The organism is Brevundimonas sp. (assembly GCF_030704825.1).
Lineage (GTDB): Bacteria > Pseudomonadota > Alphaproteobacteria > Caulobacterales > Caulobacteraceae > Brevundimonas.
In genome coordinates, this window is the sequence record NZ_JAUYNX010000002.1 from 16,892 (window position 1) to 34,328 (window position 17,437).

A 17,437-nucleotide genomic window follows, 5' to 3' on the forward strand; every position below is an offset into this window, starting at 1 on the left:
ATCAGGCCTTCAGGCTCGGCAGGTTGAGGCCGTGTTCGCGGGCCGCTTGCTTCGCGATCTCATAGCCCGCGTCGGCGTGGCGCATGACGCCGGTGGCGGGGTCGTTCCAGAGGACGCGCTCCAGACGCCTGGCCGCCTCGGGCGTGCCGTCGGCGACGATGACGACACCGGAGTGCTGGGAGTAGCCCATGCCCACGCCGCCGCCGTGGTGCAGCGACACCCAGCTGGCCCCCGAGGCGGTGTTCAGCAGGGCGTTGAGCAGAGGCCAGTCGGAGACGGCGTCCGAGCCATCAATCATTGATTCCGTCTCGCGGTTGGGGCTGGCGACCGAGCCGGAGTCGAGATGGTCCCGGCCGATGACGATCGGGCCGCTGAGCTCGCCCGAGGCGACCATGTCGTTGAACATGAGCCCCGCCCGGTGGCGGTCGCCGAGGCCGATCCAGCAGATGCGGGCGGGCAGACCCTGGAAGGCGATACGCTCGCCGGCCATGTCCAGCCAGCGGTGCAGGCCGGCGTTGTCGGGGAACAGCTTTTTCATCGCCGCGTCGGTCTTGCCGATGTCGTCCGGATCGCCGGTCAGGGCGGCCCAGCGGAACGGGCCGATGCCGCGGCAGAACAGCGGGCGGATGTAGGCGGGAACGAAGCCGGGGAAGTCGAAGGCGTTCTTCACGCCGGCGTCGAAGGCGACCTGGCGGATATTGTTGCCGTAGTCTGTCGTGGGGATGCCGGCGGACTGGAAGTCGAGCATGGCCTGGACGTGAACAGCGCAGGAGGCGCGCGCGGCGGCCTCGACGGCGGCTGGGTCGGAGACGCGTCTGTCCTCCCATTCGGCGACGGTCCAGCCCTGCGGCAGATAGCCGTTGACGAGGTCGTGGGCGCTGGTCTGGTCGGTGACCAGATCGGGCCGGACGCCGCGCTTGACGAGTTCAGGCAGAACATCCGCCGCATTACCCAACAGGCCGACGGATATGGCTTTTCCGTCTGCCTTCGCTTTCTCGAGCAGGGCCAGCGCCTCGTCCAGCGTCTCGGCCATGACGTCGAGGTAGCGGGTCTTCAGGCGCATCTCGATCCGGCTGCGCTGGCACTCGACGGCGAGGCAGGAGGCGCCGGCCATGGTCGCGGCCAGCGGCTGGGCCCCGCCCATGCCGCCGAGGCCGGCGGTCAGGATCCAGCGGCCCGACCAGTCGCCGCCATAGTGCTGGCGTCCGGCCTCCATGAAGGTCTCGTACGTACCCTGAACGATGCCCTGGGTGCCGATGTAGATCCACGAGCCGGCCGTCATCTGGCCGTACATCATGAGACCCTTGCGATCGAGCTCGTTGAAATGCTCCCAGGTCGCCCATTTGGGCACGAGGTTGGAGTTGGCGATGAGGACGCGGGGGGCGTCGGCATGGGTGCGGAAGACGCCGACGGGCTTGCCGGACTGGACCAGCAGGGTCTGGTCGGGTTCGAGCGCGCGCAGCTCGGTGACGATGCGGTCGAACGACGGCCAGTCGCGCGCGGCCTTGCCGATGCCGCCATAGACGACGAGGTCTTCGGGCCGCTCGGCGACCTCGGGGTCGAGGTTGTTCATCAGCATGCGCAGGGCGGCCTCGGCGGCCCAGGTCTTCGCGGTCATCTCGAGGCCGCGGGGCGCGCGGACGACGCGGGCGTTGGACGTGGTCATGATCAGGCTCGCTGGCTGAGCGCGAAGTCGCGGCAGGCGGTAAGGACGTGGCGCAGGGTGCGCGTGAGGGGTTCGGCCCGGGCGGGGTCAAAGGGCGTGGGCCAGGTGGCGGGGCTCGCCTCGGCCGGCTCGTCGACATAGCCGCGGCACGCCAGCTCCATCTGGATGGCGTGGACGTGGCGATCCGGCCGCCCGTAGCAGCGGGTGGTCCAGCCGCCCTTGAAACGGCCGTTGACGACGTGACTGTCGCCCGAGGCGAGGCAGGCCGCCTCGACGGCGGCGGTCAGGGCGGGGGCGCAGGTGACGCCGCCGTTGTCGCCGATGTTGAACTGCGGCAGCTGGCCGTCGAACAGGCGCGGCACCCGCGAGCGGATCGAGTGGGCGTCGTAGAGGACGACCGGCCCGGCCGCCGACAGCCGCTCGATCTGGCCGGTCAGGGCGGCGTGGTAGGGGTCGAAGAATTCGGTGCGGCGGGCCTCGATCTCGATCGCGTCGGGCTCTTCGCCGGGGCGGTACAGGGGCTCGCCGTCGAAGGTCTCGACCGGGCACAGGCCGGTGGTGGTCATGCCGGGGTAGAGGGACTGGCCGGACGGATCGCGGTTCACGTCGATGACGGAGCGGGAGACGGCGGTGCGGACGACGGTGGCGCCCAGGTCGCCGGCGAAGGCGTAGAGGCGGTCGATCCACCAGTCGGCGTCCTTGCGGGCCCGCCAGGGGTCGGCCATGCGCGCCTCGATGGCGGCCGGGATGTCCGTGCCGGCGTGCGGAACGGCGACGATCAGGGGGGCGTCGCCGGGCGTCACCGTCAGCCAGTCCGTCATCGCCGTCCCCCTGTTTCGCCCGTCTTGCCAGTCTGTCGATTATGTATAGACATATTCAGGCCGATGGAGGTTTGTCCAGTGCCGCAATCCCCGCCCGTAACCGCACACAGCCTGTTCTTCGCCCGCGCCCTGCTGCCGGCGGGGTGGGCGGGCGACGTGCGGATCAGCGTGACGGACGGCCGGGTGTCGCAGGTCGAGACCGGCGTGGTGCGCGCGGCGGGCGAGGCCGATCTGGGCGTGGCCCTGCCGGGGCTGTCGAACGTGCACAGCCACGCCTTCCAGCGGGCGATGGCGGGGCTGACCGAGGAACGCGGACCGACCGCCGGGGACGATTTCTGGTCGTGGCGGGCGCTGATGTACCGCTTTCTGGACCGGGGCGGGCCCGACGAGATCGAGGCCATCACGGCCCTGGCCTTCGCCGAGATGCTGGAGGGCGGGTTCACCCGGGTCGGGGAGTTCCACTATCTGCACAACGACCCCGACGGGCGGTCGTATGGCGACCCGGGCGAACTGGCGGGAAGGATCGCGGCGGCGGCGGCGGGGACCGGGATCGGCCTGACGCTGCTGCCGGTCTTCTACGCCCACGCCGGGTTCGGAGGGCAGCCGCCGGCGCAGGGACAGCGCCGGTTCATCAACGACGTGGGCGGGTTTTCGCGTCTGATGGAAGAGAGCCGGCGGATCGCCGCCGCCCTGCCGGACGCGGTGGTGGGCGTGGCGCCGCACAGCCTGCGGGCGGTGACGCCGGAGGAACTGGCCGCCGTGGTCCCGATGGCCGGGGACGGGCCGGTGCACATCCACGCCGCCGAACAGACGAAGGAGGTGCAGGACTGCCTCGACTGGTCGGGCGCGCGGCCGGTGCAGTGGCTGCTGGACCATGCAGGGCTGGACCGGCGCTGGTGCCTGATCCACGCGACCCATCTGACGCCCGACGAGACGAAGCGGATGGCGGCGAGCGGGGCGGTGGCGGGGCTGTGCCCGGTGACCGAGGCCAATCTGGGCGACGGCGTCTTTCCGGCGGTGGAATTCCTGGAGGCGGGCGGGGCGTTCGGCTTGGGGACGGACTCCAATGTGCTGATCGATGCGGCGGGCGAGCTGAGGGCGCTGGAATACAGCCAGAGGCTGACGCGGCGGGGCCGGGCGGTGCTGGCGGACCCCGGCGCCTCGACCGGCGGGACCCTGTACCGGCGCGCGCTGGCGGGCGGGGCCCAGGCGACCGGCGGAACGACCGGGATCGCCGTGGGCGAGGCGGCCGACCTGGTGGCGCTGGAGACGGACGATCTGGCCTATGCCGGCCGCCGCGACGACGCCCTGCTGGACAGTCTGGTGTTCGCCGGGCCGAAGCGGGCCATCCGCACCGTATGGCGGCGTGGGCGCGTCGTGGTCGAGAATGGACGCCACGTCCACAGGGCGGCGATCGAGGCGCGCTATCGCAAGGCGCTCGACGCCGTGCTGGGCGGATGAGTTCGCTGCACCGCCGGATCGGCGCGGACATCGAGCGGCGCATCCTGTCGGGCGAGTGGCCGCCCGGGGCGCGGGTGCCGACCGAGGCCGAGCTGACCGCCGAATACGGCTGCGCCCGGATGACGGTGTCCAGGGCGCTGACGGACCTGTCGGCGCGCGGGCTGATCGTGCGGCGCCGAAGGGCCGGGTCGGTGGTGGCGCGGCCGCCCGTGCATTCCGCCGTGCTCGACATCCCCGACATCGCCGCCGGGATCGCGGGGCGGGGGATGGCCTATGGCTACGAACTGATCGAGCGGAGGGTGCGGGAGGCGACAGACGTCGAAGCCTGGCTGGGCGACCAGGGCGTGCTGTCGATCGTCTGCCTGCACCGGGCCGACGGAGCCCCGTTCGCGCTGGAGCGGCGGCTGATCGGGCTGGCGGCCACGCCCGAGGCGGCCGACGAGCCCTTCACCGGGATTTCCCCGGGGGGCTGGCTGCTGAAACGGGCGCCGTGGACCGAGGCCGAGCACAGGATCTCGGCCGTGGCCGCCGACCGCGAGACGGCGCTGCGGCTGGACCTGCCGCCGGGCGAGGCCTGCCTGAAGCTGGAGCGGCGCACCTGGGCCGACGGCCGCGGCGTCACCTGGGCGTGGCAGACCTTTCCGGGACAGGCCTATGATCTGGTCGCCCGCTTCTCGCCCGCCCGCCCGGAGGCCCGATGATCGCCGACCGTCTCCTGATCGACTGCCGCCTCGCGACCATGGCCCCCGCTTTCGCGGGGATGGGCGGCGAGGCCTATGGGGCGATCGAGGAGGGGGCGATCCTGATCCGCGACGGCCGCATCCTCTGGGTCGGAGCGCGAGGGGCTCTGCCGGCCCACGAGGCGGCCGAGACAGACCGGCTCGGCGGGCGCTGGGTCACGCCGGGGCTGGTCGACTGTCATACCCATCTGGTGTTCGGCGGCGACCGGTCGGGCGAGTTCGAACAGCGGCTGGGCGGAGCGACCTATGAGGAGATCGCGCGGGCCGGGGGCGGCATCGTCTCCAGCGTGGCGGCGACCCGGGCGGCGTCGGAGGATCAGCTCTACGCCTCGGCGCTGGGGCGGCTGGCGGGGCTGAAGGCGACGGGGGTCACCACGGTCGAGATCAAGTCGGGATACGGGCTGGATCGCGAAACCGAGTTGAAGATGCTGCGCGTCGCGCGGCGGATCGGGCGGGAGGCGGGGGTGCGGGTGCGCACCAGCTACCTCGGCCTGCACGCAGTGCCGCCCGAGTGGAAGGCGGACCGCGGGCGCTATGTCGATCTGGCGGTGGACGACATCCTGCCGGCGGCGCACGCCGAGGGGCTGGTCGACGCGGTCGACGCCTATTGCGAGCCGATCGCCTTCTCGACGGGGGAGGTCGGACGGCTGTTCGACAAGGCGCGGGCGTTGGGCCTGCCGGTCAAGCTGCACGCCGACCAGCTGTCGGACGGCGGCGGGGCGGCGCTGGCGGCGAAGTATGGAGCCCTGTCCGCGGATCACATCGAACACACCGGCGAGGCCGGGGTTCGGGCCATGGCCGGGGCCGGCGTCGTCGCGGTGCTGCTGCCCGGGGCGTATCTGATGCTGCGCGAGACCACGCCGCCGCCGATCGCGCTGCTGCGGCGGCACGGCGTGGCGATGGCGGTGGCGACGGACTGCAATCCCGGGACCTCGCCGCTGGCCTCGATGACGGCGGCGATCAACCTGGCCTGCGTGCAGTTCCGCCTGACGCCGGAGGAGGCGCTGGCGGGGGGGACGCGGATCGCGGCGAAGGCGCTGGGACTGGAGGCCGAGATCGGCGCGATCGAGGCCGGCAAGGCGGCCGATCTGGCGGTCTGGGACATAGAGCGGCCGGCCGAACTGGCCTACTGGCTGGGCAAGCCGCTGCTGGCGCGGCGGATGGTCGGGGGGCGCTGGGACGCGTAGCCGGGGCCGAATCGCGACAGGATGGGGGCGGAGACCGCCGCCATGCTCAACCGGCCCGACCGCACCGAAAACATCCTGACCGCCCTGCTGGTGCTGGTCACCGCCCTGATGGCGGTCGCGACCCTGGCCGGTTTCGGCCTGTTCCGCGTCTGAAGCCTCAGTCGCGCCAGACGGTCAGGGCCGTCATGTCCGGACGCGGGCGCTCCAGCGGGGGCTCGGCCAGCGTCCCGATGTGGACGAAGCCCGCGACCCGTTCGTCCTCGCCGACCCCGTAGAGGGCCAGGGCCTCGCGGTCATAGCTGTACCAGTCGGTGATCCAGCTGGCCGAATAGCCCAGGGCGCCGGCGGCGTGTTCGAGGTTCATGCAGACGGCGCCGGCGGACAGTTCCTGCTCCCACCGCGGGACCTTGGGGTCGGGGACCGGGGCCGAGACGACGAGAATGGTCACCGGGGCGGCGGTCAGCTTGCCGAGGACGGCGCGGGCCTTGTCGGGGCCGGGCTGACGGGCGGCCAGCGGGATCAGGGCCGCGGCGAGTTCGCCCCGGGTCCGCGGGCCCATGACCACGAACCGCCAGGGGAAGAGCTTGCCGTGATCGGGGGTCCGGGCGCCGAGGGCCAGGATGCGGGCGACCTCGGCCGGCGACGGGCCGGGCGCCGCCAGGGCCTGGGCGGGGGCCGAGCGGCGACGGGAAAGACGGTCCTGCATCTCGGGCGAGGGGACGGGCAGGGGGAGCGGGAGCCCCAGGTCGGCGTCGGTCATGCCGCCTAGCTAGGCGAGGCGCGCGGTCGGCGCCATACCCCGCTGATGAGCGACTCGCATGACGCCTTCGATACCGACCGCCCTCTGCCCGGCTGGGATGACGGGAGCGACCGGCCGCCGCCGTGGCGGGACGCCGGCTCGACGACGACGTTCGAGAACCCGTGGCTGCGGCTGACGCGCCACGACGCGACGGCGCCGACGGGAATGAAGGCCGACTACGTCGTCATGCGGCCGAAGAATCTCTCGGTCGGGGTGCTGCCGTTGCACGACGACGGGACGGTGACCCTGGTGGGCCAGCAGCGCTTCGCCCTGATGAACTGGTCGTGGGAGATGCCCGAGGGCGGGGCTCCGTTCGACGAGGATCCGCTGGCGGGCGCGAAGCGGGAACTTGCCGAGGAGGCGGGGCTGGAGGCGGCGACCTGGCGGCAGGCCTACAAGGCCGAGATGAGCAATTCGATCACCGACGAGCGGGCCGTGGCCTGGGTGGCGTGGGGACTGACGCCCGTGCCCCTCGCGCCGGACCCGACCGAAATCATCCGCGTGGCGCGCGTGCCGTTCGGGAGTCTGCTGCACGAGATTCGCGCCAGCGCGATCCGGGACATGTTCACGCTGGCGACGGCGCTCAGGGCCTACCATATGGCGCGGGAGGGTGAACTGCCGCCGGAACTGGCGAAGGCCATGCTGGCGAGCGTATGATGAGCCCGAAGGAGTCGCTGATGCCCAAGCTCGAAGTCGTCGCCCGGCGACCCGACTGCTGGTCGGATCTGCGCGCCTCGGCCGAGGCGGCGGCGCGGGACGAGCCCCATCTGGCGTCGCAGATGAACGCCGTCATCCTGTCGCATGACGATCTCGCCAGCGCCCTCAGCTTCCAGATCGGGCGCAAGCTGGGCGACAGCGAATTGGGACCCATGTCCGTGCGGGAGGTGTGCCGGGACGCCTTCGAGGCCGATCCGGCCATCGTCGCCGCCGCCGAGGCCGATCTGAGGGCCGTGGCCGAGCGCGATCCGGCGATCAAGACGCTGTTGCAACCCTTCCTCTACTTCAAGGGCTTCCAGGCGCTGCAGGCCTGGCGGGTGTCGCACTGGCTGTGGACCCAGGGCCGCGAGACCCTGGCCTTCCATTTCCAGAGCCGCATCTCCGAACTGTTCCAGCTCGACATCCATCCGGCGGCGCGTCTGGGCTCGGGCCTGTTCCTCGACCACGGCACCGGCATCGTCATCGGCGAGACGGCGGTGGTCGGCGACGAGGTGTCGATGCTGCACGCCGTGACCCTGGGCGGCACGGGCGCCGAGCGCGGCGACCGCCACCCCAAGATCGGGAGGGGCGTATTGCTCGGGGCCGGGGCCAAGGTGCTGGGCAACATCACCGTCGGCGACTACGCCAAGGTGGCCTCGGGCTCGGTGGTGCTGAAGCCGGTGCCGGCCGGCTGCACCGTGGCGGGGGTGCCCGCGCGGCTGGTCAACTGCCCGACCGGGGCGACGCCGGCCCGGACCATGGATCATACCCTGGCCGACATCGTCTACGACTTCGTCATCTGAGGGTTTCCCTGCGGGGCGGGTTTCTCTAGGGTCCGCGGCTTCACGACTGACCTGAGGCCCACCCATGAACACCGCCGACATGAAGCGCGTCGAGACGCACCTGAAGCGCACCTTCAACACCGGCGGCATCATCCTGAAGCCGCGCGGCAAGCCCAGTGACTCGGCCGAGGTCTATGTCGGCGACGAATTCATCGGCGTGGTCTTCGAGGACGAGGACGAGGCCGGCAGCTTCATGTTCGAGATGGCCATCCTCGCGGAAGACCTGCCGGAAGCCTGATCGCCGTCGTCGATCGACGCGCATGAAAAAAGCGCCGGAGGATCGCTCCTCCGGCGCTTCATCGTTTCAGGCGTCGACGACTATTTCTTGCCGAAGATGAACCGGCCGAGCGCGGCGAAGAAGCCCTTGTCCTCGGCGGGCCTGGCCGCGGCGGGAGCGGGGGCCGGAGCCGCCGGCTTCGGAGCGGGCGTCGGCGCGGCGGCGGCGGGCTTCGGGGCGGCAGCCGGCGCCGCGACAGGCTTGGGCGCAGCGGCGGGTTTGGCGGCGGGCTTCGCGGCGGCCTTCGGCGCAGGCTTGGCGGCGGGCTTCTTCGCGGCCGGCTTGGCGGCGGCCTTGGGAGCTGCCTTGACGGCGGGTTTGGCGACGGCCTTCGCAGCGGGCTTTGCGGCCGGCTTTTTCGCGGCGGGCTTCGGCGCGGCCTTCACGGCGGGCTTGGCGGCGGCCTTCGGCGCAGCCTTGACGGCGGCGGACTTGGCGGCGGCCTTGGGCGCGGCGCTCGACTTTGTCGCCGGTTTCGGCTTGGAAGCGGCGACGGCCGGCTTCGGTTTGGCGGCCGCCTTAGGCTTGGATGGTGCTTTGGCCATGAATTCCCCGACCCCTCGGTTCTGTTGGTTGATGCTGGCGCAGGAGAGCACGCCAGCGCGTGTCTCGATTCGTCATGATAGCGGTGTTTGAGAAATGTCCGAGTCCGCAGTTCAAATAATCGCACGCGGCCCGCGCGAAATCACCGAGGCCGCGGCCGCGTCGCTGGATTCCGACCCGCTGCTGGAAGGCGCGACCTATTCGATCCTCGAGGAGGACGAGGACAGGGGCCTCTGGCGCATCGACGCCTTTCCCAACGACGCCGACGACGCGCGGGGCATCGAGGCGCGGCTGAAGGCGCACGACGGCCTGACGGTCGTGGTAGAGAAACTGGCCGACGCCGACTGGCTGGCCATGTCCCTGTCAGGGCTGCCGCCGGTGCGGGCGGGACGGTTCTTCGTCTACGGGGCGCATGACGAGGGCGTCGTGCCCAGGAACACGGTGAACCTGAAGATCGACGCCGGCGCGGCCTTCGGCACCGGCCACCACGGGACGACGGTGGGCTGCCTGATCGCCTTCGACGAGCTGCTGAAGCGCGAACGCTTCGAACGCGTGCTGGACGTCGGCTGCGGCACCGGGGTGCTGGCCATCGCGGCGGCGAAGACGGGATCGAAGGTCGCGGTCGGCACCGACATCGACCAGCCCTCGGTCCGGATCGCCAACGAGAACGCGAAACTGAACATGGCCGACGCCCGCTTCGTCCACGCCTTCGGGCTGAACGACCGCAAGGTCCGCCAGCACGGCCCCTACGATCTGGTCTTCGCCAACATCCTGGCCCCGCCGCTGGTGAGCCTGTCGCAGGACATCAAGGAGGCGCTGAGCCTCGGCGGGGTGGCCATCCTGTCGGGCCTGCTGCGGACGCAGGAGCGGCGGGTGTCGGCGGCCTATCTGTCGCGCGGATTCGTTCTTGAGCGGCGGATCCACCGCGATGCGTGGAGCGCGTTGGTGCTGAGGCGGGTGGGGTGAGTTGGGAGGGCGCCGAGCCGCTTCTGGCGAAACTGGAGCGCTGGCGGCCGGCGGGCTGGGTCGAACACGAGGGCGGCGGTCTGCAAGTCTGTCACGTGCCTGACGAAGGCGCCCTGGCCTATCTGCACACCCTCTATCCCGGCTTGTCGGAAGATCGTCTCGCGCTGACTGAAGCGGCCTACGACCGGCAACTGCCCGCTGAATACCGCTGCTTCCTCGGCTGGGCCAATGGCGCCGGCTTCTTCAGACATCTGCGTCTGAACGGAAGCCACATCCGCGGGACCGATCGCGAGCCGATCGACCGGAGCGGCGTCGGCGTGGGTCAGACCATCAGCCTGGACTACGGCAATCAGTTCGGCTGGCCCGCGGGCGCCCCCTATACCGCCTGGGTCCTCGGAACCGCTTCAGGCTGGTCGGGGCAAGGATATCTGCTTCTCCGCCAGGACGGCGGCGTGACCCTGTGTTCGATGACCGATGCGACGGACGTGTCGGCGTCATGGGATTCGTTCAGCGATATGCTGTTCAGCGAGTTCGATCGAATGGCGGCGCTGGTCGGTGATCGGGGCGAGCGGCTGGCCCCGCACGAACACTTCCTGCCCGAACCGGCGCGACGGTGGGAAAAGCCGAAGGTCCGGAAGCCCGGGCTGCGGAACCTGTTCCGCACACCGAAGTGAGGCGGGTGGGTTAACGGCGGAACAGGCGCGGGGCGCAACCGTTGCGGCAGTTCAGTGGAGGAAACGCCGTGACCCAGTATGACCCCAACCTCGATCCCGCCGACCGCCGCGAGACGGTGGTGACCGAGACCGTGGTGACTCCGTCCCGCACGACCGAGAGCACCGAGACCGTCCTCGTGCGCGACTCCAACACCGGGTGGTGGATCGCCGGCATCCTGGGCGGGATCGTGCTGATCGCCGTGCTGTGGATCCTGTTCGCGCGCGGCGCGGACCCGCAGACCGACGAGGCCCTGCTCGAAGCCCAGCTCGACGCAGCGGCGGCCCAGGCCCAGGCGGACTCGGCGCTGATCCAGGGCCAGGTCGCCGGCGCCCAGGCCAGCGTCGACATCGCCCGCGCCGACGCCGCGCGCTCGCAGGCCGACGCCGTCCGCGCCGCAAGCGAGGCCCGCGCCGCGGAAGCCCGCGCCGCCCAGCCCGTGATCATCGAGCGCGAGACCCAGGCGCCGGCCCCCGCGCCGGGCGGCGTCGCGGTGGTGACGCCGACCTCGCCGCAGAACTAGCGGGGACCGCCGGGCGAGGCTGCCGTCTTCAGACCCCGTCCGGTCCCTTTCGGGAGCGGGCGGGGCGCGACAGGTTCAGGGCCACGGCGGCGCGAACCAGCGCCTTCAGCGCCTCTTCATCGATCGCGTCGCCCTCATGGAAGTCGATGGCGCGGCGGGTGTTTCCTTCGAGGCTGGAGTTGAACAGGCCCGACGGGTCCGGCAGCGAGGCCCCCCTGGCGAAGGTCATCTTGACGGCGGTCTTGTAGGTCTCGCCGGTGGTGAGGATGCCGGCGTGCTCCCACACCGGGACGCGGCCCCATTTCACCGTCTCGACCACCTCGGGGTCGGCCTGATGGATCAGGGCGCGGATCCGGGCGAGCGTTGCACCCCGCCAGTCGCCGAGCGCCGCGATCTTCGCGTCAATCCGCTGCGAGGCGGGAAGGCCGTCTTCGGCCGGGTCGATATCCATCTTTCCCATGGGGGTTCCCTTCGTCACATGCGTTCGCCGGGCAACCGGCTGGCCTGTTTGATCCAGTCGGCGAGTTGCACCTCGTCGAACGGATCGTCCTCGTGGATGTGGAAATAGCGCACGTCCTTCTGCTTCGACGCGACGGGCGGCATGGGCTTCAGCGCCGCGCCGCGGAAGAAGGCCACCTTCAGATAGCGGTCGAAGGCGTGAAAGCTCGCGAACCAGACCCCGTCCTCGGCCCCGTACAGGGGCGTGTTCCATTTGACCGCCTTCTTCACGCCCGGGACCGTGCGTTCGATCAGGGCGTCGAGGCGGCGGCCGACGTCGCCTTTCCAGCCCGGCGCGGCCTTGATCCAGGCCTGCACGGGCGCGTCGCCGTAGCCCTTGGCGATCCGGGGGTTGCCGCCCGAGAGCAGGCCGGGCCCGGCGGCCTTCCCAGGCTTCCTGGTCATCGCCTTCACTCCGATCCGCGCCCGCCGCGCCGCCGGCCGACATAGGGCAGGACGAACATGTACAGGCCGGTGAGGGCAAGCAGGGCGAGCGGGAACAGCGGCAGGAAATACACCCATTCAACGGGCTGATTTCCGGTTCCGAGGGCGACGAAAATGGCGACGACGACGGCGACGAAGACGATCGAGGTCCAGCGGTGAAGCGGCCGGATCCAGGCGTTCCAGGTCATGGGGATCTCCTCTCGATGAAGTCGAAGGCGGGGCTAGTCCACCCGCGCCAGAAGCTGTTCCAGGTTGGCGAGGAACTGCCGCCAGCCGGCGTTGGCGCCGCCGAAGGCCTGTTTCTGATCCGGGCGGAAGCCGGCCTGTTCCACGCGCAGATGCGTTCCCGCGTCCGTCGGGGTGAGGGTGAAGGTCACCACGCTCTTCATGGCGTACGCCGGATCGTCGTGCGCATAATCCCAGGTGTAGGACAGGGTCTTTTCCGGCTCGACGGTCAGGACCTCGCAGTCCAGCACCCCGCCCCAGTCTCCGCTGAGCTTGAAGCCGTGGCCCACGACCGGCCTGAAGTCGTTCTTCATCAGCCATTCCTCCATCAGGTGCGGCTGGGTGAGGGCGCGCCAGAGCTTCTCCGGCGGAAACGGGATCTCCCGCTCGACGACGACGGAGCGGGTTTCGGTCGTGGCAAGGGTCATTGGTCCATCCTTTTGAGCAGGTCCTCGAGGTGGTCGATGCGGGCTTCCCAGAAGCCGGTCATCCGGCCGGTCCAGTCGGCCAGGGGGGCCAGGGCTTCGAGCCGGGCGCTGTAGTGGGTCTGGCGGCCGTCGGGGCGGTCGCGCACCAGCCCCGCCTGTTTCAGGACCCCGAGGTGTTTCGAGACGGCCGGCTGCGAAACGCCGGCCCCGGCCGTCAGCGCCCCGACCGTTGTTTCTCCTTCGCGGCACAGCCGTTCGAACAGCGCCCGCCGGGTGGGATCGGCGAGGGTTCTGAAGAGCGCATCGGGGGTGGTCGGCGTCAAAACATATAACTCTTTGGCTATTGATTGAATGCATAACCGACGGGATATGTGTTGGGCAAGAGGAAATGTGGAGCGACCCCATGGGCCGCCGGCCTGGAGGGATCGGGCCTCCCCACGACCGCGGCGGGGATGCTATGGCTCCGCCATGCGCCAGTCCTTCGATGAAACCACCGATCCGTCCTTCGGGGCGAAACACCTGCCCCGCGTCCGGGCGAGGATGGCCGAGCAGGGTCTCGACGGCCTGCTGGTGCCGCACGAGGACGAGCACCAGAATGAATACCTACCGGCCGCGAACGACCGGCTGGCGTGGCTGACCGGCTTCACCGGCTCGGCCGGCGCCGGCGCCGTGCTGATGGACCGGGCCGCCGTGTTCGCGGACGGTCGCTACACGGTGCAGGTCCGGGCCCAGGTCGATCCGGCGCAGTTCGAGATTCTCGACCTCGTCGAGGGCGGCGTGCCGGCCTGGCTGGAGCGCGCGCCCAGGGGCGCGGTCATCGGCTATGACCCGCGGCTGCACAGCCCCGACGCGCTGGCGACCCTGAAGCGGGCGGCGGCGAAGGCCGGGGCGGAGCTGAAGCCGGTCGAGCCCAATCCGCTGGACCTGGCCTGGGCCGACGAACGGCCCGGGCAGCCGGCCGCGCCGGTCGTCCCGCATGAGGACCGCTACGCCGGGGAGAGCAGCGCCTCGAAACGCGCCCGCATCGGCGAGGCGGTGGCCCGGGCGGGAGCCGAGGCGGCGGTGCTGACCGCGCCGGCGTCGCTGGCCTGGCTGTTCAACATTCGCGGGGGGGACGTGATCCGCACCCCGCTTCCGCTCGGGCAGGCCGTGGTGAAGGCGGACGGGACGGCGAAACTGTTCCTCGACCCGCGCAAGGTGACCAACGCACTGCCGGGCTGGCTGGGCGACGCCGTGTCGGTCGAGGCGCCCGAGGCGCTGGAGGGCGCCCTGGACGCCCTGTCGGGCCACAAGGTGCTGATCGATCCCGGCCAGTCGCCGGCCTGGTATTTCGACCGGCTGGAAGCGGCGGGGGCGACCGTGGTGCGCGGCATGGACCCCTGCGCCCTGCCGCGGGCCTGCAAGAACCCGGTCGAGATCGAGGGGACGCGTCAGGCGCATATCCGCGACGGCGCGGCCCTGACGCGGTTCCTTCACTGGGTCGACACGACGGGGCAGGAGACCCTGCCCGACGAGCGCGAGATCGCGGAGACGCTGGAACGGTTCCGCGAGGAAACCGGCGCGCTCAAGGACCTGTCGTTCGACACCATCGCCGGGGCCGGGCCGAACGGCGCCCTGCCGCACTACAAGCCGGTGACCCGCACCATCCGCCGCATCGAGAAGGGCTCCCTGCTGCTGGTCGACGGAGGCGGCCAGTATCTGGACGGCACCACCGACGTGACCCGCACCATGGCGGTGGGCGAACCGACGGCTGATCAGCGCCGGATGTTCACCCTCGTGCTCAAGGGCCATATCGCCATGGCCGTGGTGCGTTTCCCGGCCGGGACGACGGGGCATCAGCTGGACGCCATGGCGCGCCTGCCGCTGTGGATGCAGGGCTTCGACTACGACCATGGCACCGGCCACGGCGTGGGATCGTATCTTGGCGTCCACGAGGGGCCGCAGCGGATCGCCAAGGCGGTGAACAGCCAGCCGCTGCTGACCGGCATGATCCTGTCCAACGAGCCGGGCTATTACCGCGAGGGCCACTGGGGCATCCGCATCGAGACGCTGCAGGTGGTGACGCCGCCGGAACCGATCCCCGGCGGCGAGCGGCCGATGCACGGCTTCGAGCAACTGACCCTGGCGCCGCTGGACCGCAGGCTGATCGACGTCGGCCTGCTGACCCCGGCCGAGCGCGCCTATGTCGACGCCTATCACGCCGAGGTGCTGGCCAAGGTCGGGCCGTTGCTGGATGGGGCAGCGCTGGACTGGCTGAAGGCGCAGGCCGCCCCCTTGAAATAAGGCCGAACGGCGCCCATCTCCAGTGAGCCGGCGGATGCGCCGCCGGCCCCCCACATTTCAAGGAGAGCGCTCATGAAGACGCGCACGCTGGGCCGTTCGGGCCCTGAAGTTTCGGCCATCGGCCTGGGCTGCATGGGCATGGCCGCCTTCTATGGTCAGCCGTCCGACGAGGGGCAGGCGACGGCGGTGATCCACCGCGCGCTCGACCTCGGCGTCACCTTCTTCGACACGGCCGAGATGTACGGCCCCCACACCAACGAGATCCAGGTCGGCAAGGCGCTGGCGGACCGGCGGGACAAGGCCTTCGTCGCCACGAAATTCGGCATCGGCTACAACGCCGACCGCACGGCCCTGACCGTCGACGGCTCGCCGAAGAACGTGCGCCGCGCCATCGAGGGCAGTCTGAAACGGCTGGGGATGGACCACGTCGATCTCTACTATCTGCACCGCGTCGACCCGAACACGCCGATCGAGGAGACGGTCGGGGCGATGGGCGAGCTGGTGAAGGAAGGCAAGGTGCGCTTCCTCGGACTGTCGGAAGCCTCGCCGGCGACCCTGCGAAAAGGCCATGCGACCCACCCGATCACCGCCCTGCAGACCGAGTATTCACTGTGGAGCCGCGAGCCCGAGGACGAACTGCTGGCGACCTGCGAGGAGCTGGGCATCGGCTTCGTCCCGTACAGCCCCCTGGGCCGGGGCTTCCTGTCGGGCGAGATCAAATCGGTCGACGACCTGGCGCCCGACGACTTCCGCCGCTCGAACCCGCGGTTCCAGGGAGAGAATTTCCAGAAGAACATCGACCTGGTTCACGCGGTCGCCGGGATCGCCGCGGACAAGGGCGTGACCGCGGCGCAACTGGCTCTGGCCTGGGTGCTGGCTCAGGGGCCGCATCTCGTGCCGATCCCGGGAACCCGACGGATACGAACGCTGGAAGAGAACGCGGCGGCGGTCGATATTGCCCTGACCCCGGACGATATGGCGCGCATCGAAGCGGTCTTCCCCAAGGGCGCGGCCTCGGGCCATCGCTACGCCGAGGCGGCGCGAGCGGCCTTGAACCGCTGATCCGCGTTCAGCCAGTCGTGGCGCGGCGGGAGCCGAGGCTGGCGTGGGAGGCCCCGGCCAGACCGGCCAGGGCCAGATATTCGGGCGCAGACAGGCCGTGGATGATCACCGAGCGCGTGACGCGTTTGGCGTTGGTCACAGCCCGCTCGGCCCAGGTCAGGAATTCCTGGTGGTCGAGCGGGTGGGGGGCGCTCTCGAAGGCCACGCCCTGGAGCCGGACGTCGCGGAGGTCTTCGGGCGTACGAGCGGGAGCCTCGCGCAGCTTGCCGGCGACGATCAGGCAGAAGGGCTTTATCAGCACCGTGACGGCGGCCAGCGCGCTTCCCGGCACGCCTTCGATGTCGCATATCTCGCAGACCACGCCCTTTTCGACGCCCGCGGTCGCCTCCTTGAACCGGGCGATAAGGGGGCCGCGCCCGCGCTGACTCGCCAGGGTCGTGTAGGAGACCGGCAGGAAGAGGGTGGGCTGTTTGGCGTTGCCCTGTTCGGCGCGCAGGCGGCTGACGCCCCGCGCGATGGTGGCGATGTCGACCCTTTCGACGTCGGCCGTGCTGAGGTTGCGCAGGTCCTGGGCGTTCAGTTCGATCTCGCCGGGCATGCTCAGCACCCGCCGTGCGATGCGGAAGCCGATCTGGGAGAAGGTCCTGAGTTCGAAGACCGGCTCGAGCGCGCATGACACCCGCAGAACCCGGCCGTCGGCGGCGACGAAGGGGTTCCAGGCGTCCGGCAGCGGCCGGACTTCGGGCGGGGCGACGCGGGGTTCGGTGCGGGCGGCGTCGAGGGCGTAGGCGCCGTCGATCTCGGCCGCGAAAATCCGGCCACCGCTGAGATTGGTCACCTCCAGCACATCCAGCGTCTCGGGCAGGGCGCCGCCCAGGAAGTGGGCCAGCAGGTCGCGCAGGTAGATCATGCACGAGGCCTGGCCGCCGAACTTGCCCAGTTCGGGCTGGACGACGAGATAGTCGGTCGGGGAAACGCGCTGAAAGAAGCCCCCGCTCTCGAGATGTTTGCCGAGGGTCCGCTCGACGTGCTGGTAGATCTGCTCGCGCCGGCTTTCCCAACGGTCGCCGAGGCGTTCGGCGATGGCGTCCAGCCCGATCAGATTGATCCGGCCCTCTTCCAGCATGCCCGAGGCCTGGAAGCGTTCGAGCAGGGACCCGAGGTCCTCGCTCGAGAAGCGCTCGACCGGCCGTCGAGCGTCCGGCCCGGGATCGAGACGGGTATCAGCCATGAGTCCATATGCACGCGTTCGGCGAGTTTATCGA

At 70.6% G+C, this 17,437-nt stretch carries 21 protein-coding genes; 11 read left to right on the forward strand and 10 right to left on the reverse strand.

Annotation, left to right across the window (positions count from 1 at the left end):
* Position 1: 1 nt before the first annotated feature.
* A complete protein-coding gene (gene hutU, locus Q8Q71_RS00970; protein ID WP_305757777.1) occupies positions 2 to 1,666 on the reverse strand; it encodes a urocanate hydratase in 1,665 nt (554 codons plus the stop codon).
* A gap of 2 nt (positions 1,667 to 1,668) precedes the next feature.
* A complete protein-coding gene (gene hutG / locus Q8Q71_RS00975; RefSeq protein ID WP_305757778.1) occupies positions 1,669 to 2,487 on the reverse strand; it encodes an N-formylglutamate deformylase in 819 nt (272 codons plus the stop codon).
* A 63-nt stretch (positions 2,488 to 2,550) separates the two neighbouring features.
* On the opposite strand from hutG, the gene Q8Q71_RS00980 reads away from it, so the two are divergent.
* From Q8Q71_RS00980 to hutI, 3 genes are read left to right on the forward strand one after another with little or no spacing between them, the layout of a single operon-like run.
* On the forward strand, positions 2,551 to 3,948 hold the full coding sequence (locus Q8Q71_RS00980; protein ID WP_305757779.1) for a formimidoylglutamate deiminase: 1,398 nt from the start codon (positions 2,551 to 2,553) through the stop codon (positions 3,946 to 3,948).
* On the forward strand, positions 3,945 to 4,649 hold the full coding sequence (hutC, locus tag Q8Q71_RS00985; protein WP_305757780.1) for a histidine utilization repressor: 705 nt from the start codon (positions 3,945 to 3,947) through the stop codon (positions 4,647 to 4,649). Before Q8Q71_RS00980 ends, hutC begins: the two co-directional genes overlap by 4 nt.
* Positions 4,646 to 5,875: an imidazolonepropionase gene (gene hutI / locus Q8Q71_RS00990; protein WP_305757781.1), complete on the forward strand. Its 1,230-nt coding sequence runs from the start codon at positions 4,646 to 4,648 to the stop codon at positions 5,873 to 5,875. The genes hutC and hutI overlap by 4 nt, the downstream gene beginning before the upstream one ends.
* Positions 5,876 to 6,032: 157 nt before the next feature.
* Here the strand turns inward: hutI and Q8Q71_RS00995 are convergent, their stop codons facing one another.
* Positions 6,033 to 6,635: a nitroreductase gene (locus tag Q8Q71_RS00995; RefSeq protein ID WP_305757782.1), complete on the reverse strand. Its 603-nt coding sequence runs from the start codon at positions 6,633 to 6,635 to the stop codon at positions 6,033 to 6,035.
* Between the two features lie 45 nt (positions 6,636 to 6,680).
* Here Q8Q71_RS00995 and Q8Q71_RS01000 point away from each other — a divergent pair, with 45 nt between their 5' ends.
* The 3 genes from Q8Q71_RS01000 to Q8Q71_RS01010 all read left to right on the forward strand — a co-directional run bounded on the left by Q8Q71_RS01000 (position 6,681) and on the right by Q8Q71_RS01010 (position 8,450).
* A complete protein-coding gene (locus Q8Q71_RS01000) occupies positions 6,681 to 7,331 on the forward strand; it encodes an NUDIX hydrolase (RefSeq protein ID WP_305757783.1) in 651 nt (216 codons plus the stop codon).
* A gap of 20 nt (positions 7,332 to 7,351) precedes the next feature.
* Entirely contained in the window at positions 7,352 to 8,173 is an 822-nt protein-coding gene (cysE, locus tag Q8Q71_RS01005) for a serine O-acetyltransferase (protein ID WP_305757784.1), read from the forward strand.
* A 64-nt stretch (positions 8,174 to 8,237) separates the two neighbouring features.
* The gene (locus Q8Q71_RS01010) at positions 8,238 to 8,450 is read left to right on the forward strand and encodes a DUF3126 family protein (RefSeq protein ID WP_298743451.1); all 213 of its coding nucleotides are present in this window, start codon (positions 8,238 to 8,240) and stop codon (positions 8,448 to 8,450) included.
* An 80-nt stretch (positions 8,451 to 8,530) separates the two neighbouring features.
* On the opposite strand, the gene Q8Q71_RS01015 is transcribed toward Q8Q71_RS01010, so the two are convergent.
* Entirely contained in the window at positions 8,531 to 9,034 is a 504-nt protein-coding gene (locus tag Q8Q71_RS01015) for a hypothetical protein (RefSeq protein ID WP_305757785.1), read from the reverse strand.
* A 94-nt stretch (positions 9,035 to 9,128) separates the two neighbouring features.
* On the opposite strand from Q8Q71_RS01015, the gene Q8Q71_RS01020 reads away from it, so the two are divergent.
* The 3 genes from Q8Q71_RS01020 to Q8Q71_RS01030 all read left to right on the forward strand — a co-directional run bounded on the left by Q8Q71_RS01020 (position 9,129) and on the right by Q8Q71_RS01030 (position 11,232).
* A complete protein-coding gene (locus tag Q8Q71_RS01020) occupies positions 9,129 to 9,998 on the forward strand; it encodes a 50S ribosomal protein L11 methyltransferase (protein ID WP_305757786.1) in 870 nt (289 codons plus the stop codon).
* Positions 9,995 to 10,672 carry an SMI1/KNR4 family protein gene (locus Q8Q71_RS01025; protein WP_305757787.1) on the forward strand — a complete coding sequence of 226 codons (678 nt, stop codon included), beginning with the start codon at positions 9,995 to 9,997 and terminating at the stop codon, positions 10,670 to 10,672. Before Q8Q71_RS01020 ends, Q8Q71_RS01025 begins: the two co-directional genes overlap by 4 nt.
* 68 nt (positions 10,673 to 10,740) lie before the next feature.
* The gene (locus Q8Q71_RS01030; protein WP_305757788.1) at positions 10,741 to 11,232 is read left to right on the forward strand and encodes a hypothetical protein; all 492 of its coding nucleotides are present in this window, start codon (positions 10,741 to 10,743) and stop codon (positions 11,230 to 11,232) included.
* A gap of 28 nt (positions 11,233 to 11,260) precedes the next feature.
* Here Q8Q71_RS01030 and Q8Q71_RS01035 read toward each other — a convergent pair whose 3' ends face one another.
* The 5 genes from Q8Q71_RS01035 to Q8Q71_RS01055 are packed head-to-tail and all read right to left on the reverse strand — an operon-like array spanning position 11,261 to position 13,150.
* On the reverse strand, positions 11,261 to 11,692 hold the full coding sequence (locus Q8Q71_RS01035; protein ID WP_305757789.1) for a DUF1801 domain-containing protein: 432 nt from the start codon (positions 11,690 to 11,692) through the stop codon (positions 11,261 to 11,263).
* Positions 11,693 to 11,706: 14 nt separating this feature from the next.
* Positions 11,707 to 12,135: a DUF1801 domain-containing protein gene (locus Q8Q71_RS01040; protein WP_305757790.1), complete on the reverse strand. Its 429-nt coding sequence runs from the start codon at positions 12,133 to 12,135 to the stop codon at positions 11,707 to 11,709.
* Positions 12,136 to 12,140: 5 nt separating this feature from the next.
* On the reverse strand, positions 12,141 to 12,362 hold the full coding sequence (locus Q8Q71_RS01045) for a hypothetical protein (protein ID WP_305757791.1): 222 nt from the start codon (positions 12,360 to 12,362) through the stop codon (positions 12,141 to 12,143).
* A 33-nt stretch (positions 12,363 to 12,395) separates the two neighbouring features.
* Positions 12,396 to 12,827, reverse strand: coding sequence for an SRPBCC domain-containing protein (locus tag Q8Q71_RS01050; protein ID WP_305757792.1), 432 nt, complete (start codon positions 12,825 to 12,827; stop codon positions 12,396 to 12,398).
* Positions 12,824 to 13,150, reverse strand: coding sequence for a helix-turn-helix transcriptional regulator (locus Q8Q71_RS01055; RefSeq protein WP_305757793.1), 327 nt, complete (start codon positions 13,148 to 13,150; stop codon positions 12,824 to 12,826). The genes Q8Q71_RS01050 and Q8Q71_RS01055 overlap by 4 nt, the downstream gene beginning before the upstream one ends.
* A 145-nt stretch (positions 13,151 to 13,295) precedes the next feature.
* Here Q8Q71_RS01055 and Q8Q71_RS01060 point away from each other — a divergent pair, with 145 nt between their 5' ends.
* Both Q8Q71_RS01060 and Q8Q71_RS01065 read left to right on the forward strand, forming a co-directional pair.
* On the forward strand, positions 13,296 to 15,110 hold the full coding sequence (locus tag Q8Q71_RS01060; protein ID WP_305757794.1) for an aminopeptidase P family protein: 1,815 nt from the start codon (positions 13,296 to 13,298) through the stop codon (positions 15,108 to 15,110).
* A 72-nt stretch (positions 15,111 to 15,182) separates the two neighbouring features.
* Positions 15,183 to 16,172, forward strand: a complete 990-nt coding sequence (locus Q8Q71_RS01065) for an aldo/keto reductase (RefSeq protein WP_305757795.1) — start codon at positions 15,183 to 15,185, stop codon at positions 16,170 to 16,172.
* A 7-nt stretch (positions 16,173 to 16,179) separates the two neighbouring features.
* Here Q8Q71_RS01065 and Q8Q71_RS01070 read toward each other — a convergent pair whose 3' ends face one another.
* Entirely contained in the window at positions 16,180 to 17,403 is a 1,224-nt protein-coding gene (locus Q8Q71_RS01070; protein ID WP_305757796.1) for a hypothetical protein, read from the reverse strand.
* Positions 17,404 to 17,437: the final 34 nt, after the last annotated feature.

What these genes read in the sequence shown, in the direction of transcription:
- hutU (WP_305757777.1), bottom strand. Translation starts at nt 1,666, where the DNA reads ATGACCACGTCCAACGCCCGCGTCGTCCGCGCGCCCCGCGGCCTCGAG.
- hutG (WP_305757778.1), bottom strand. Translation starts at nt 2,487, where the DNA reads ATGACGGACTGGCTGACGGTGACGCCCGGCGACGCCCCCCTGATCGTC.
- Q8Q71_RS00980 (WP_305757779.1), top strand. Translation starts at nt 2,551, where the DNA reads ATGGAGGTTTGTCCAGTGCCGCAATCCCCGCCCGTAACCGCACACAGC.
- hutC (WP_305757780.1), top strand. Translation starts at nt 3,945, where the DNA reads ATGAGTTCGCTGCACCGCCGGATCGGCGCGGACATCGAGCGGCGCATC.
- hutI (WP_305757781.1), top strand. Translation starts at nt 4,646, where the DNA reads ATGATCGCCGACCGTCTCCTGATCGACTGCCGCCTCGCGACCATGGCC.
- Q8Q71_RS00995 (WP_305757782.1), bottom strand. Translation starts at nt 6,635, where the DNA reads ATGACCGACGCCGACCTGGGGCTCCCGCTCCCCCTGCCCGTCCCCTCG.
- Q8Q71_RS01000 (WP_305757783.1), top strand. Translation starts at nt 6,681, where the DNA reads ATGAGCGACTCGCATGACGCCTTCGATACCGACCGCCCTCTGCCCGGC.
- cysE (WP_305757784.1), top strand. Translation starts at nt 7,352, where the DNA reads ATGCCCAAGCTCGAAGTCGTCGCCCGGCGACCCGACTGCTGGTCGGAT.
- Q8Q71_RS01010 (WP_298743451.1), top strand. Translation starts at nt 8,238, where the DNA reads ATGAACACCGCCGACATGAAGCGCGTCGAGACGCACCTGAAGCGCACC.
- Q8Q71_RS01015 (WP_305757785.1), bottom strand. Translation starts at nt 9,034, where the DNA reads ATGGCCAAAGCACCATCCAAGCCTAAGGCGGCCGCCAAACCGAAGCCG.
- Q8Q71_RS01020 (WP_305757786.1), top strand. Translation starts at nt 9,129, where the DNA reads ATGTCCGAGTCCGCAGTTCAAATAATCGCACGCGGCCCGCGCGAAATC.
- Q8Q71_RS01035 (WP_305757789.1), bottom strand. Translation starts at nt 11,692, where the DNA reads ATGGGAAAGATGGATATCGACCCGGCCGAAGACGGCCTTCCCGCCTCG.
- Q8Q71_RS01040 (WP_305757790.1), bottom strand. Translation starts at nt 12,135, where the DNA reads ATGACCAGGAAGCCTGGGAAGGCCGCCGGGCCCGGCCTGCTCTCGGGC.
- Q8Q71_RS01045 (WP_305757791.1), bottom strand. Translation starts at nt 12,362, where the DNA reads ATGACCTGGAACGCCTGGATCCGGCCGCTTCACCGCTGGACCTCGATC.
- Q8Q71_RS01050 (WP_305757792.1), bottom strand. Translation starts at nt 12,827, where the DNA reads ATGACCCTTGCCACGACCGAAACCCGCTCCGTCGTCGTCGAGCGGGAG.
- Q8Q71_RS01060 (WP_305757794.1), top strand. Translation starts at nt 13,296, where the DNA reads ATGCGCCAGTCCTTCGATGAAACCACCGATCCGTCCTTCGGGGCGAAA.
- Q8Q71_RS01065 (WP_305757795.1), top strand. Translation starts at nt 15,183, where the DNA reads ATGAAGACGCGCACGCTGGGCCGTTCGGGCCCTGAAGTTTCGGCCATC.
- Q8Q71_RS01070 (WP_305757796.1), bottom strand. Translation starts at nt 17,403, where the DNA reads ATGGCTGATACCCGTCTCGATCCCGGGCCGGACGCTCGACGGCCGGTC.